Origin of the sequence: Marinobacter panjinensis (genome assembly GCF_005298175.1) — a bacterium.
Lineage (GTDB): Bacteria > Pseudomonadota > Gammaproteobacteria > Pseudomonadales > Oleiphilaceae > Marinobacter > Marinobacter panjinensis.
The window spans coordinates 299,380-313,029 of sequence record NZ_SZYH01000002.1; the positions used below are offsets into that span (position 1 = coordinate 299,380).

Sequence of the window (13,650 nt, forward strand, 5' to 3'; positions counted from 1 at the left end):
TTCGTTCCGGCCTAAGGCCTCCACCGGACGCCCCTGTCGGGGCGCCGCTAAACCAAAGCGTTATATAGGTTGCAACAACCGGGTATGATGCCGGGCCTATGTACGTTGCGATGCCGGACCGAATATCATCCGCAAAAAGTTCCGGTAAAGCAGCAGCTGTTTTCCGAGATGTTTGTTCTGATTGAAAACCCTTACCAGCAGGATGCCACCCTCAACGACGGTGGTGAACATGTCAGCCAGTTCTTCCAGATCAACATCCATGCAGGGCTCATAAACCGTCGCAATTTTTCTTAACCGCTGTGCGATCAGTTCCCGCCAATTGAGTACGCCGCGACGAACCATCTCCGCGACTTGCTCGTCAGTCTGATAGCGTTCATAGGTGAAGGTGACGACCAGGCATCCCGGGTGGGTGAGTTCCATGTTAGTCATGGTTTCGGCAAATAGATTCAGGAATATCAGCAATTGCTGGAGCGGATCTTCTGAGAGTGAATCGGCTCGGGTAAACAGGTCGGCAAAAATCTGGTCGTCGTTCTTGAGATAACGCCTTACCAGTGCCTTAGCCATCTCGTTTTTATCAGCATAGTGATAAAAGAAACCGCTTTTGGTTATGGCTGCAGCATCCACGATTTCGTCGATCCCGGTGCTTGAAAAACCGCGCTCCAATATAAGGCTCTCGGCAGCAGCCAGAATTCTTTCCTGTGTGGCACTGGATCGGTTGGTCGGCACGGTGACCTCACTTTCGTCGTTGAAACTGTACCTGGAGTAAAGTTTTCTGCTCGACGATCAGAAGGAAGGAATGGAAAATTTTATAAGTCTCTGATTTTAGGCATTCTAATTCTGATGTTTATTCCCACCTCAAGTGCTTACAGGTATGAACCGCGTTACCTAAGATAGACGCTTCACAGTGACAACAACTTCAGGAGCGAATATGAGCCTTTACCGACAAGCACTGCCACAACTGGGAAACCAGCTTTTCATAACCGACGGCGGACTCGAAACTAGCCTCATCTTTCATGATGGAATCGAACTGCCTTACTTTTCGTCATTTGTATTACTGAAAGATCAACAGGGTCGAGATGCCCTGAGAAAATATTATCGGAGCTACGCCCGGATAGCAAAGCAAGCGGGACTAGCCTTTATTCTGGAATCACCAACCTGGCGTTCTAACCGTGACTGGGGTAATAAAATCGGTTTCACACAAGCTGAGTTGCGTGAGGTAAATCTTGCGGCAATCGCGTTGATGGAATCGATTCGTGACGAGTTTGAGAGTCACGATCAGCCGTACGTCATTAGCGGATGTATTGGTCCGCGTGGCGATGGGTATCGCTCCGATGCTCGAATGACCCAAGCGGAAGCCCGGGACTATCACTCTGAACAAATCCGGAGCTTCGCGTTAAGCTCAGCCGATTGCGTCACGGCAGTCACGATGAATTACGTCGAGGAGGCCATTGGCATTGCAATGGCCGCGCGTGATTTCGACATTCCGGCGGTTATTTCATTTACCGTTGAAACCGACGGTCGTCTGCCCAGCGGTGAAACCCTTGATGAGGCTATCGGGCTGGTTGACGAGGCATGCGATGGCTACCCTGCCTATTACATGGTCAACTGTGCTCACCCCAGTCACTTTGAATCGAGCCTGGCTGCGATGAAGCATATCAACCGCCTGCGCGGCATCCGTGCGAATGCTTCTCGGTGCAGTCATGCAGAGCTGGATGAGGCAGAAGAACTTGATGATGGCAATCCCGAGGAATTCGGTCTCGACTATCGCCGCTTGCGTCAGCGTTTCCCCCAGATAAACATCGTTGGCGGTTGTTGCGGGACGGACCACCGTCATATTGAACAACTCAGTCTGCAACTAGTGGAGCGGGAGGTCGCATAGGGATAAATGGTTCGAGGAATCGAAGCGCGCCTTAAGCCTCGATTCCTCTATTCTGTTTTCGATCTTATCAGGACATTGAATTGGAAAATCGGAACTGGAAAACCGGGACAGATTTATTTGATGGTACATAACTAGGCCAGTCACGGCGACGCCTACTACATTGCGGCTTCGCCTCCATTTCGTAGTCGAGCGTGCAAAGCGGCGTTATGCGCAAAAGGAGGACGCGTGCATCATTTAGCAGCCCAATGGATTGTGGGGTTACTGAGAGATAGGAATATCCCCTTTCTGATCTGTGGCGGACTCGCAGCAAAGGGCTATGGCTCTGAGCGGCCTCTGAATGATATCGACCTTTTCGTCCCCGGTGAGTATTTTTCGGTTGTGGTTCAGGCCGGCCAGGAATTTGTATCCAAAGCTGCTACTCATCGCAAAGAGGAAGGCTGGGATCTAACTTACGTCCAGTTCAAGTATGAAGGTATCAAAGTGGAGGTCGGTAGCTCTGACGGTCCGCGAATTTTTGATGCAAGTAACCAGGCCTGGGTTCCGCTTAGCATAGATTTTTCTCGATATGCGACCGTGTATTTGCTGGGCCTTGAGCTTCCCCTTATGTTGAAGGACGACTTGGTCCAATATAAATCCGCGCTCTCACGTCCGGTGGATATCGAGGATATCCGTGCTATCCGTCAGAGTGCATAACCAGGCCATGCACCGGATGTCAAAACCTCTGCTTCGCGCCGGTTTTGCCACCGGTGATGGCGAGCGTTAATTACCAAGGAAAGGTATGACCATCGAGTTCAAAGTTAACCATCCCGTCACTGCCGATCAATTCATTGGCCTGCTTGAGAGCTCGACACTCGGGGAGCGCCGGCCTATGCAGGATCGCGCATGTCTTGAGGGGATGGTGGCAAACTCCAACCTGATCGTTAGCGCTTGGGATGGTTCGTTGCTGGTTGGTATTGCCCGCAGCGTTACTGATTTCCACTATGCCTGCTATTTGTCGGATCTCGCAGTCCACGAGGATTATCAGAGATCAGGGATAGGCAAACGGTTACAGTTATTGACCCAGTCACAGCTTGGGCCTCACTGCAAAGTCATACTGCTCGCTGCCCCAGCCGCCAGCACTTATTATGGTCGTCTGGGGTACGCGCATAATGAACGGTGCTGGCTTTTGGAGCCCGGAGTAACCATTGGCAATTAACAAGGTATTGCAGTTTGTTCCGGGCCTATGGCCCTCCACCTGACGTCCCTAGCGGGGCGCCGCTGAATAACGGCGTTAGGTAAATTATGGATATTATTAATCAACTAATTCGTTATGTTTTATCGATAAGTCTGATGGTTCCTATGCTGGGAGCCGCGGTAGTTGTCGCTCCAATTTCCTTAGATCGCAGTTGGCGAATTATTCGTAGCTGGAGTCAAACAACGATGAAGATATTTGGGGTCGTAGTCGAAGTTAAATTTGAGAACGGTCAGTCTCAGCTCGAGGAAGGTGGAGTTATAGTTGTCCTCAATCAACAAAGCTTAATTGTCCCAACGGCTATTTCCTCAAGATGTGATAAGCGGCTGATGAGTATTTGGAATATCGAATACGCGCTTATTCCATTCTTAGGTTGGGCGACAAGCTTGATGGGGTGGGTCATTGTTCGGCAATGGCCCAAACAATCAAAGAGACAACTACGCAAGGCTGCTCTTTACGCAAAAAACGGTGGTTTAATTCTGATATCGGCAGAGGGAATGCGGAGTATTGATGGAGAACTGATGCCTTATAAAAAAGGTGCGGCGGTTCTGCCGATTGAGTCGCAGGCTCTTATTCATCCTCTTTACATTGCTGGTGCTAGGCATTGCCTTCCGGTAGGTGAATGGAGGATTCGGCCTGGAACAATTGTTCTTCATTACTTAGAGCCTATTCCAACGAAGGGGCTCACCTATGACGATCGAAATTCTTTGCTAGAGAAGCTTCGAGTGGTAGCAGAGGTTAAACATGCTCAATGTAAACAAGCCAATTAATCGTCCACCTAACAAGGCCAGTCATGCTCGCCCACAAAGAAACGTGGGCTGGACTCGTTTCACTCGCCCATGCTGGCGGCGTTATGTCTCCGCAATCCGCCCAGACGAAACTAGCCACAAGGGAGAAACACGTGAATGACACGCATCAGGGCGGCTGCCTGTGCGGCGCGGTTCGCTACACTGCAACTGGCCAGCCGAAACGCGTAGTGGTTTGCCACTGTGCGTCATGCCAACGTCGTACCGGCTCTGGGTTCGCAGTTGAGGCATTGTTTCCAGAAGCACAAGTCAATATCGAAGGCGAATTGCGTCAATATCGGTTTGTATCAGACTCGTCTGGCCGTTGGTTGGAGCTGAATTTCTGTTCGCAATGCGGAACCAATATCTGCTTGACTCTAGAGGTGCTTCCCGGCGCCCGGATGTTAGATGCAGGAACATTCGATTCACCCGAATGGATTGACCCTAGGGTACATGACTTCCACTATCTCTTCGTTCGCAATGCTCAATGTTGGTCAGAGCTTCCAGATGACATTCAGGCCTATGCACAATTCTATGGAGATTAAGGAATCAATGCTGTGATTGCGAAGCAAGGAACCACGAACCGTATGTGGATCGCGCCTACATTTGACATAACAAAGCGATCCAACCGACTGGCGACGACGCCAGCGGTTGATTGCTGGCGTTACAAGGCTAACTGAGAGGAAGTTCAAGTGGTTACCTGCTACCTAAAGTACGTCATAGATCCCTACAAAGCCGCCGAGTTCGAGCGCTATTCCAAGATGTGGATACCTCTGGTCCAGAGGTTCGGCGGTCAGCACCATGGGTATTTCTTGCCTTCCGAGGGTGCCAACAATATCGCCATCGCACTATTCACGTTCGAGTCTCTGGCAGCCTATGAAAAGTACCGGGAGGCCTCGTTCGAAGACTCGGATTGCCAAGCTGCCTTCAAATACGCTGAAGAAACTCGTTGTGTACTAAGCTGTGAACGCAGTTTTATGAGGCCGGTTTTTGAGTGAACTTGTAACAAGTGTATTAAGTCTGTTCCGGCCCGATGGGCCTCCACCGGACGCCCTAGTCGGGCGCCGCTAAACAAAAGCGTTGCACGACCATTAAATGCTTAGGTGTTATGTTTCTCTCAAGGCAGGCTCAAGTCCAAGGTGATCAACAAAAGGGACAAAGTCGCGATCCAGGAACAATAGGGGTAGCTCCTTCTCTATGCAAAATGTCGCGATGATCACGTCGGCAGTCTTTCTGATCGTGATGCCCCTTTTACGAAGTGCTCGATAATTGTTGGCGCACTTGGCTGCCATATCTTTGCCAAACATTTCATATTGTTCCAGCGCGAGCAGGCTTTGTTTGGTCTGACGATATTGTTTGTCGTTGCGGATGCCTTGCAGGATTTCCAGAAATATGAGGTCTCCAATAGCGACAGATCCTTGGATTATCGAGGCATCCAGCAAGTCCGTTTGAGGGTTTTTGGCGCCGTTGAAGTAGTCGATCCAGACGCTGGTATCCACCAGTATCATCGGGCGCTCCGCATTTCATCCAAGTCGCCTTCCCACTTGATTTTGCCTCGCAGCTTTCGAATCTCCTGCTGCTTGCTCAGCTGGACCAGAAGTTTCAGGCCTTGCTCAACGGCCTCTTTTTTGGTTTCGTAGCCGGAGGCTTTGAGGGCTTCGGCCATCAACTGATCGTCAATGACAATGTTCGTTCTCATGGTGCACCTATGTGTATGTTCGCCAGTTTCTATACACAATCTAGCACTTCAGGGAAAACATAACAATCGGCTGCACAGGGACCGATTTTCCGCCGCTTCGCGGCTCCAAACCGGCGCGTGAGCCGGGCGTTAGCGTTCGTCTGTGGCGGTCGGGGTCACCCAGGATGCCTCTGCGTCCAGAAGGTATTGGTAGAGCCCCTGGGTTGTGCTCTCGTCGTACATCGCCATTTCCGGTGTTGAATGGCACTCCTTGAGTTCAGCCAGTTCTTCATCACTCAGTTGTTCCAGCATAACGTAGCTGACTAATTGGCAATAATTGGCCGTTTCACCGGACATCTTTTCGAACTCGGCCTCATTATAGAATTCGTCCATCATTTCCCGGGTTCGCCCCAACATCGGGTACTTTTCCTTCATGTCCAGATTTATCAGCCAGAACATCTGCTTTGTGGTCTTCAGCCAGATTTCCGGATTGCGATATTGGTGCTGCATTTATTACTTGAACTCAGGATCAATCACGACATACTGCGGTTAGTGCTGTACTCAAAATAACAATATCCAGAGACGGAACGCACTTATGTCTGAAGCATTCGAGACCATTCACGCCGATGTCATTGTCATCGGTGCCGGGGGTGCCGGATTGCGTTCGGCCATTGCCGCAGCGCAAGCCAACCCCGCCGGAAAAGTCGCCCTGATCTCCAAAGTCTATCCGATGCGAAGCCACACGGTGGCCGCCGAAGGTGGCGCGGCCGGCGTCGTTCAGGCCCATGACTCCCTTGAACATCATTTTAACGACACCGTATCCGGTGGCGACTGGTTGTGCGATCAGGACGTGGTGGACTACTTCACTCACCACGCTACCGAGGAGATGGTGCAGCTGGAACACTGGGGCTGCCCCTGGTCGCGCAAGGACGATGGCAGCGCGGCGGTACGACGTTTTGGTGGCATGAAAATCGAGCGCACCTGGTACGCCGCAGACAAAACCGGCTTCCATATACTGCACACCCTGTTTCAGACCTCGCTGCAATATTCCAACATCCATCGTTTCGATGAGTTCTTCTGCACCGATCTGATCGTTGATGACGGACGCTGTCAGGGGGTTATTGCCATCGAGATAAAAACTGGTGACATCAAGGTCTTTCTCGGCAAGGCTATTGTAATGGCCACCGGCGGTGCCGGTCGGGTCTTCCGCTTCAACACCAATGGCGCCATCGTCACCGGTGACGGCATGAGTATGGCCTATCGCGCCGGTGCCGCATTGCGGGATATGGAGTTCGTGCAATACCACCCGACGGGCCTGCCCGGCTCCGGCGTTCTGATTACCGAAGGCTGTCGGGGTGAAGGCGGGACCTTGCTGAACCGCCATGGCTACCGATATCTGCAGGACTATGGCCTGGGACCCGAGACGCCCATCGGCAAGCCGGAAAACAAGTATATGGAGCTTGGGCCGAGGGACAAATTGAGCCAGGCCTTCTGGCATGAACAGCGTAAGGGTAATACGGTCCCAACGCCGCTGGGCGATGCCGTGATGCTCGACCTGACCCATCTGGGCGAAGCCAAATTGCTGCAACGTCTTCCGATGATCTGTTCGCTGGCCAGACACTATGTCGGGATTGATCCGGTCAAGGAACCGATTCCCGTCCGACCCGCCGTCCATTACACCATGGGCGGCATCCGCACAGACATCCACGCACAAACGGAAATCGCCGGACTCTATGCCGCCGGAGAATGCTCCAGTATCGGCCTGCATGGCGCCAATCGACTGGGCTCCAATTCGCTGGCTGAACTGCTGGTCTTTGGCAAGGTGGCGGGGGAGCAGGCAGTCGACCACGCTTCCAGGCAGCCGCCCTGCAACACCGACGTACTGCTCCGCTTTGCCCAGGATAAGGTGGCGGAACTGACCGCCCTGAGAGCGCAAAAAGGAACGGAAAAATCCAGCCATTTGCGTCATGAGATGGCGGCAGCCATGGAAAAGGCTTTTGGCATCTATCGACTCGGCGATGAAATGCAAACGGGTCTGGATACGATCAACGAACTCAAGGCCCGTTACAAACAGGTCAATGTTGAAGATCAAAGCCGGGTTTTCAATACTGAATTTCTGATGACGCTGGAACTGCGGTCCTGCCTGGAACTGGCTCAGGTGATGGCCACATCGGCGCTGCATCGTAAAGAAAGCCGTGGCGCCCATCAGCGGCTCGATGACTATAAAACCCGCGATGATGAGAACTACCTCAAGCACACCTTGATGCACTATTCGCCGGACGGCGACCCCATACTGGACTATGAAGCCGTGAACATTACCCGCTCCCAACCCCGAGAGCGGGCCTACGGCGCAGCAGGGGAGCAGAAAAACAAGCAGGAGGGCGGGTCATGACAGACACGACCACAAACCATAAAACAGACACTGCATCCTCAAAAAACGATGACAGAATGACGCTGGAAATCCTGCGCTATATCCCGGGAACGCATTCAGAACCCACATTTCAACGCTTTGACATCCCCTACGTTGAAGACTGGTCCATTCTCGACGCGCTGGGCTATATCAAGGATGAGCTGGACTCAAGCCTGGCCTACCGGTGGTCCTGCCGTATGGCGGTTTGCGGCTCCTGCGGCATGATGTTTAACGGCGTACCCAAGCTGGCCTGCGAAACCTTCATCCGGGACTACTATCCCAGGGCGATTCGTGTTGAACCACTGGAAAATTTTGGCATTGAACGGGATCTCGTAATCGATCAGGAACCCTTTCTGGAAAAGCTGGAAAGCGTCAAACCTTACATTATTGATGCCATGGCCAACGCTCCTTCCGGAAAACCGGGGGCGCCAGCGAGTCATGAAAGGGAGACCATACAGGCCGGCGAGAACAAACAGACGCCGAAAGAACTGGCAATGTTCGACCAGTACAGCATGTGCATCAACTGCCTGCTGTGCTACAGCGCCTGCCCGCAGTTCGGACTGAACCCGGCGTTTCTTGGACCGGCGACGATCTCACTGGCCCATCGTTACAATCAGGATAACCGCGATCACGGCACTGCGGATCGCGCCCCTGCACTGAACGAAAAAGACGGCGTCTGGTCCTGTACCTTTGTCGGATACTGCTCCGAAGTCTGCCCGAAATCCGTTGATCCGGCATCCGCCATACAACAGGAAAAAGTCCGGGGTGCAACAGACTGGGCACTGTCATGGATCTTGCCAAAAGGAGCCCGCTGATGCGCCAGCCACCCTATCATCGTCCCCATGATTCCTTGTGGTACCTGCGTCGATCCGTCTATCGCCGATACATGATGCGAGAAGCAAGCAGTGTCTTCATTGGCCTTTGGATGCTGAATCTTATTATTGGCGTCCTGCGACTGAGTCAGGGGGAAGCGGCCTGGACGGCCTGGCTGACATGGCAACAGCATCCACTGATGCTGACTTTCAGCGGTCTGACGCTCATCATGGCCATGGTGCATTCTATTACCTGGTTTGCGATCGCGCCCAAGGCCATGCCGAAATTTATCGCCGGCAGAGCTGTTGTTCATCAGCAGGTCGTGATCGGACACTGGCTGGTCTTTGGGCTGGTGAGTCTGTTTCTGCTTATTGCCGTTTACTGGGGGGCCTGAACATGCGCTGGAAACACCATGAACCTTTTTTCTGGTCTCTGTTTGGCGCAGGTGGCGTGGTCAGCGCTTTTTGCGCACCGGTCATCGTATTGCTGATCGGCTTTCTGCTGCCCTTGCACTTATTGCCTGAAGCGGCATACAACTATGAAAGCCTGCACGCATTGGCTCAGAGCCTATGGGTAAAAGGCGCGGTATTGATGATTGTCGCGCTGAGCCTCTGGCACTGTGCCCACCGTCTCTTTCATGGGCTGCATGATTTAGGCGTATCGACCGGCCCTCTGGCGCGCACCCTGACCTACGGCCTGGCCGGGTTCTGCAGTCTGGCCCTGCTGATTGTGTTGCTAACACTGTGATTATAAAAACGGTGATCATCAAACCCGTGAACGTAAAAACCAACGCACGAAGTCTTTGAAGCAGGGTTCAAGAAGATGATTAAAGTCATTGTCGCCATCAAGAAAAACCCGGAATTATCGGTCGCAGACTTTCAGAACCACTGGCTAAACCAGCATGCCGCACTGGTCAAAAATAACCCGGCCGCGCAGCGATACATCCGTAAATACATCCAGTGTCATACCCTCCCATCCGAATATGACGCATCGGGCAACGCAGCGTATGACGGTACCGCAGAACTCTGGTTCGACAGCGTTGAGGACAAGGAGAAATTCTTTTCCGACCCGGACTATGTCCGCGAGATTCAACCCGATGAGCGCCGCTTCGCCGACATGGAGAATACACGTTTTTTTGTAACCGAAGAGCGCAGCATTATTTAGGCAATCATTAGGGGCTGTTGACGTTTCAATCTTTGCTTCTGGGAGGGACACTTTTGTCTGCCAGGGTCAACGTGGTTGAGCCCGAATACAACGTCGTTTACCTCGATACTAGTAATGGGGTCCTTGCGCTTCAGGGTGAGGTTGGAGGGGAGTATCGCGCAGGCAAGGCAAATGGGATCTGCCTGGCATGGGCATGGATTTGAAATCACGTTCAAGGGAATATCCGACAAGTCTATGCTGATCCAGTCAATTTATTGTGGGTCTGAGCCAGATGGTCTCAGTGAATGTTTGAGGCTTGGAATTGGAAACTATTCGAATGAATGGGTCAAAACTTAACAATACGCGTCACGCGGATGCCCTTTACGCCGCTCCGCTCTGTAAAGGCCACCGGTGCGCTCTGCGTTAAGGTCCCGCTTGTCGCGACAGCACGCTAATAACCGGGGCTGAAAGTTTCATACTGGTTACGAACTCCGCAACTTCGGTCTCGAGATTTTCACATTATTTGGAAGACGTATGCCTGATCTGACTTACCTACGACCATTCGATCCCGTTCGATTCAACGTTCGCGGCGACCAACCGGTGATGAAAGCGGTGGTGACCACGGGCAACGGCGGTTACGAGAGGCTCGACTACTGCGATGTCCCCATCCCTGTACCGGGGCCGGGCGAAGTTTTGCTGAGGGTCTTGGCGGCCGGCGTCAATAACACAGAAATCAATACACGGATTGGTTGGTATTCCTCATCGGTTCAAGGCGGCACCGAGCAATTATCTGAAACGAACGATGGGCCAAAATTTGAGGATGGTGGCTGGAACGAGTCAACACCGTTTCCATTCATTCAGGGAACAGATTGTTGTGGCGAAGTGGTCGCCTGGGGTCAAGGTACGAAAGCGCCGGATATTGGGAAGCGCGTTCTCGTCAGGGCCTGTATGCGTCTGAATGGGTTTGATTCTCTGGATAATCTCTGGATGGGGTCGGATTTTGACGGAGCATTTGCTCAATACGTGACCGTACCGGCTAGCGAGGTATTTGAAATCCAAAGCGACTGGCGTGACGTTGAGCTTGCGACTATCCCCTGTGCCTATGGAACGGCGGAAAATATGCTGCATCGAGCAGGCGTTAACAGCGCTGACCGTGTGCTGGTTACCGGGGCATCGGGCGGGGTTGGATCAGCGGTCGTCCAATTGGCCAAGCGCCGGGGTGCCTATGTAATAGCCGTGGCCGGCGAAAGTAAGCTGCATTCTGTCAGGAGCCTGGGTGCTGACCAGGTGATTGCCCGGGGCCTGGACTTGTCAGCTGAGGTTCAGGACTCTTCCGTGGATGTTGTTATCGATAATGTCGCCGGTGAGCAGGTCGGGAAGCTGTTGAAGTTGATGGCTCGTGGTGGCCGATATGCTTCGTCTGGCGCAATTGCCGGCCCGATCACCACCATCGATATGCGCGATTTTTATCTCAAGGACCTGACGCTGATTGGTTGCACAGCCTGGGACGAACCGATTTTTTCAGATCTTATCGACTACATTGAAAAGGGTGAGATACGTCCTCTGGTCGCAAAAACGTTTGAGCTGAAAGACATAGCGATTGCCCAACAGGAATTTCTCAAGAAGACGCATTTTGGAAACTTCGTCCTGGTGCCGCCGCTATGAAAGCTTCTCCTTGCCGGCAGTAACTGAAAGGTTTTTTTCAAATCCCGGGATCCTACCTATGCAATCTACGCCACAGGCGCGTGGTTGCTGGCGTTAAACGACAGCCGACTCTAAAACGGATCAGATTCGCAATGCCTCACGGCTTGGCTTAGTCTGGATGGACGGGTCGATTTTTGTCCCGTGCCGACGGTCAGGGAGTGTACTCGGGTCCTTAGTCATGGACGCCTCAGCGTAAACGGCCTATTTTCTGGCTCGCCTCCTGATTTTCCATTCAGAGCGTTTTTGGTATCCCCTTTGTCCTGCCTAATGAGAAGCCCATGAAAGACGAGATAGCGCTGGCTGGCGAAACCATCATGACCGAGTTTGCCAGCTTCAATGACCTTGCCGAGATGGTTGTTGTCCTGATCAGGCTTTTGCTGGCCGGACTTCTTGGCGGCCTTCTGGGTTTTGAACGGGAACGACGGGGAAAGGCTGCCGGGCTGCGTACTCATATGCTGGTTTGCATGGGCGCAGCCTTGTTCATCCTGATTCCACAGACAGCCGGAATATCCGACTCGGAAATGAGCCGCGTTATCCAGGGTGTAATTACCGGGATCGGTTTTCTGTGCGCAGGCACCATCATTAACGGTAACGACGAGCAACGTGCCCGCGGGTTGACCACGGCAGCAGGCATCTGGTTTACCGCAGCGATAGGCATTGCAGTGGGGCTGGGCCGCGAACAGACAGCAATAGTATGTACATTGCTAGCTTGGATCGTACTCTACGTGGTGCCGATGGTTTCGGGCTCCAGACGCCTGGGTACAAGCGAAAAGGATAATGACAGCTAGCTATCCTGAAGCGGGAGCGGAAGGCCTCCCGAAATACCCCATGGGGTAAAGGTTATGGCTGCTTGAATACTGAAATTCCGGGATTGAGGGACAATCAATCCGAAACTGGAAATCGCCGGCAAAACTGGCCGGCTGAAAAAAACGAGATCGAAGGCGGTGGAATCCATGCCCAGTTTTGGGTTTTTCTACAGCCTCGTTACCCTGCTGGCGGAAATCTCCCTAACCCGCATTGAGCGGGGCGCCAGTCGCCAAAGCACTGAAGCGCAAGCTGGCGCCCTGGAGCAGACTCAGTCAAACCTGGCCAGGTTCTGGAGCGCGATGGTGTACTCACCCTTTCCGGCATCAAATCCAATCCGGTAGGTTGCCGGATACCATGCCGGGTAGCTGTACCGCTGGGGTTGCTTTATCGGTGACGTCATTTCCGGAAGCGACTCCAGAAAGGCCAGTGAGATCATTGGCTCAACGAACATAAGTTCGCCTTTGTAATAACCGTAGATGAAGTTATGGGTGAATGGTTGGCCCTGGAATTCGTGCCCTGCAGGGTCCAGGCCGTGCATTCCCATCCTGTCCACGGCCGCATCCGGGGGGATGACATAGCCAGTTGGAACCAGTTGTGGGTCTGGTGCCATCATGGCCATTTCACGGCCCTTGCCATGGAAGGTTATGGCTTCACGTTCACCCCCGCTGATCAGGTAGAAATGCACGTCAAAATGGGGAACGTTGTAGACCCCTTCCGGAATATGCCCGACCGGGTTCCAGTCCAGGACAACGTGATCGTAGCCTGTTTGTGGGCCGGCTTCTGGCATTGGCAATGAAAATTCCCAGACCATTTGATCGGCGTGAGCCGCAGGAAGTCCCTGAAGCGCATCCTTGCTCAAAATGACAGACACGGATTCAGGTTCGTTCATTCCGTTGCTGGTCACCTCCACTCGCGCAGTGCCATTACCGACATCAATCGGGGCTCCGGTGAAAATCTGAGGATCGGCAGCGGTGGCGACAGTGGCGAACCCAAGGCAGGCCAACGTAATGACGGAAAGGTTGGATCGGAACGGGCAAAGAGCAGTTTTCATCTCATCACTCCTCAATGACAGAGGCCTTGCGGCACTGGCTAGTTAGCCTGGTTGTAACCACAAGGCGTTAAGCCATTGCCCTTCGGGCTGACTCAGAGGAGATCGGATTTGGCAGGCTGGGCTGACAGCAGTAAAACGCGCTTCCTGTC

Annotated in this window: 18 protein-coding genes; 13 read left to right on the forward strand and 5 right to left on the reverse strand. The window is 52.8% G+C overall.

What is annotated here, in order from left to right; all coding sequences use genetic code 11:
* Positions 1–96 precede the first annotated feature (96 nt).
* On the reverse strand, positions 97–726 hold the full coding sequence (locus tag FDP08_RS17680; protein WP_137437610.1) for a TetR/AcrR family transcriptional regulator: 630 nt from the start codon (positions 724–726) through the stop codon (positions 97–99).
* Positions 727–928: 202 nt separating this feature from the next.
* Between FDP08_RS17680 and FDP08_RS17685 the strand changes: the two genes are divergently transcribed.
* The 6 genes from FDP08_RS17685 (at position 929) to FDP08_RS17710 (ending at position 4,893) form a co-directional block, all read left to right on the forward strand.
* Positions 929–1,879 carry a homocysteine S-methyltransferase family protein gene (locus FDP08_RS17685; RefSeq protein WP_137437611.1) on the forward strand — a complete coding sequence of 317 codons (951 nt, stop codon included), beginning with the start codon at positions 929–931 and terminating at the stop codon, positions 1,877–1,879.
* 225 nt (positions 1,880–2,104) lie between these two features.
* Complete coding sequence (locus tag FDP08_RS17690; RefSeq protein WP_137437612.1) at positions 2,105–2,572, forward strand: nucleotidyltransferase family protein; 468 nt, start codon at positions 2,105–2,107, stop codon at positions 2,570–2,572.
* Positions 2,573–2,657: 85 nt separating this feature from the next.
* Positions 2,658–3,074, forward strand: a complete 417-nt coding sequence (locus FDP08_RS17695; protein ID WP_137437613.1) for a GNAT family N-acetyltransferase — start codon at positions 2,658–2,660, stop codon at positions 3,072–3,074.
* Between the two features lie 86 nt (positions 3,075–3,160).
* Complete coding sequence (locus FDP08_RS17700) at positions 3,161–3,880, forward strand: lysophospholipid acyltransferase family protein (protein ID WP_137437614.1); 720 nt, start codon at positions 3,161–3,163, stop codon at positions 3,878–3,880.
* 131 nt (positions 3,881–4,011) lie between these two features.
* Positions 4,012–4,440, forward strand: a complete 429-nt coding sequence (locus tag FDP08_RS17705) for a GFA family protein (protein WP_170979091.1) — start codon at positions 4,012–4,014, stop codon at positions 4,438–4,440.
* Between the two features lie 147 nt (positions 4,441–4,587).
* Complete coding sequence (locus tag FDP08_RS17710) at positions 4,588–4,893, forward strand: NIPSNAP family protein (protein ID WP_137437616.1); 306 nt, start codon at positions 4,588–4,590, stop codon at positions 4,891–4,893.
* A 108-nt stretch (positions 4,894–5,001) separates the two neighbouring features.
* Here the strand turns inward: FDP08_RS17710 and vapC are convergent, their stop codons facing one another.
* From vapC to FDP08_RS17725, 3 genes are all read right to left on the reverse strand, one after another.
* Complete coding sequence (gene vapC, locus FDP08_RS17715; protein ID WP_137437617.1) at positions 5,002–5,403, reverse strand: type II toxin-antitoxin system VapC family toxin; 402 nt, start codon at positions 5,401–5,403, stop codon at positions 5,002–5,004.
* Positions 5,400–5,594 (reverse strand): type II toxin-antitoxin system VapB family antitoxin, encoded by a 195-nt coding sequence (locus tag FDP08_RS17720; protein ID WP_061334038.1) that lies wholly within the window; start codon positions 5,592–5,594, stop codon positions 5,400–5,402. Before FDP08_RS17720 ends, vapC begins: the two co-directional genes overlap by 4 nt.
* A 129-nt stretch (positions 5,595–5,723) precedes the next feature.
* Positions 5,724–6,083, reverse strand: coding sequence for a hypothetical protein (locus FDP08_RS17725; RefSeq protein WP_137437618.1), 360 nt, complete (start codon positions 6,081–6,083; stop codon positions 5,724–5,726).
* A gap of 85 nt (positions 6,084–6,168) precedes the next feature.
* Here FDP08_RS17725 and frdA point away from each other — a divergent pair, with 85 nt between their 5' ends.
* The 7 genes from frdA to FDP08_RS17760 all read left to right on the forward strand — a co-directional run bounded on the left by frdA (position 6,169) and on the right by FDP08_RS17760 (position 12,431).
* Positions 6,169–7,965 carry a fumarate reductase (quinol) flavoprotein subunit gene (gene frdA, locus FDP08_RS17730; protein ID WP_137437619.1) on the forward strand — a complete coding sequence of 599 codons (1,797 nt, stop codon included), beginning with the start codon at positions 6,169–6,171 and terminating at the stop codon, positions 7,963–7,965.
* Positions 7,962–8,798: a succinate dehydrogenase/fumarate reductase iron-sulfur subunit gene (locus FDP08_RS17735; protein WP_228263377.1), complete on the forward strand. Its 837-nt coding sequence runs from the start codon at positions 7,962–7,964 to the stop codon at positions 8,796–8,798. The genes frdA and FDP08_RS17735 overlap by 4 nt, the downstream gene beginning before the upstream one ends.
* On the forward strand, positions 8,798–9,190 hold the full coding sequence (locus tag FDP08_RS17740) for a fumarate reductase subunit C (protein WP_170979092.1): 393 nt from the start codon (positions 8,798–8,800) through the stop codon (positions 9,188–9,190). Before FDP08_RS17735 ends, FDP08_RS17740 begins: the two co-directional genes overlap by 1 nt.
* Before the next feature lie 2 nt (positions 9,191–9,192).
* Positions 9,193–9,543 (forward strand): fumarate reductase subunit FrdD, encoded by a 351-nt coding sequence (frdD, locus tag FDP08_RS17745; RefSeq protein WP_137437621.1) that lies wholly within the window; start codon positions 9,193–9,195, stop codon positions 9,541–9,543.
* Positions 9,544–9,618: 75 nt separating this feature from the next.
* Positions 9,619–9,960, forward strand: a complete 342-nt coding sequence (locus FDP08_RS17750) for an EthD domain-containing protein (protein WP_137437622.1) — start codon at positions 9,619–9,621, stop codon at positions 9,958–9,960.
* Positions 9,961–10,473: 513 nt separating this feature from the next.
* Positions 10,474–11,604: an alcohol dehydrogenase family protein gene (locus tag FDP08_RS17755; RefSeq protein WP_228263378.1), complete on the forward strand. Its 1,131-nt coding sequence runs from the start codon at positions 10,474–10,476 to the stop codon at positions 11,602–11,604.
* 317 nt (positions 11,605–11,921) lie between these two features.
* Positions 11,922–12,431, forward strand: a complete 510-nt coding sequence (locus FDP08_RS17760) for an MgtC/SapB family protein (protein ID WP_137437623.1) — start codon at positions 11,922–11,924, stop codon at positions 12,429–12,431.
* 287 nt (positions 12,432–12,718) lie between these two features.
* Here FDP08_RS17760 and FDP08_RS17765 read toward each other — a convergent pair whose 3' ends face one another.
* Positions 12,719–13,501 carry a DUF5602 domain-containing protein gene (locus FDP08_RS17765; RefSeq protein WP_137437624.1) on the reverse strand — a complete coding sequence of 261 codons (783 nt, stop codon included), beginning with the start codon at positions 13,499–13,501 and terminating at the stop codon, positions 12,719–12,721.
* Positions 13,502–13,650 lie beyond the last annotated feature (149 nt).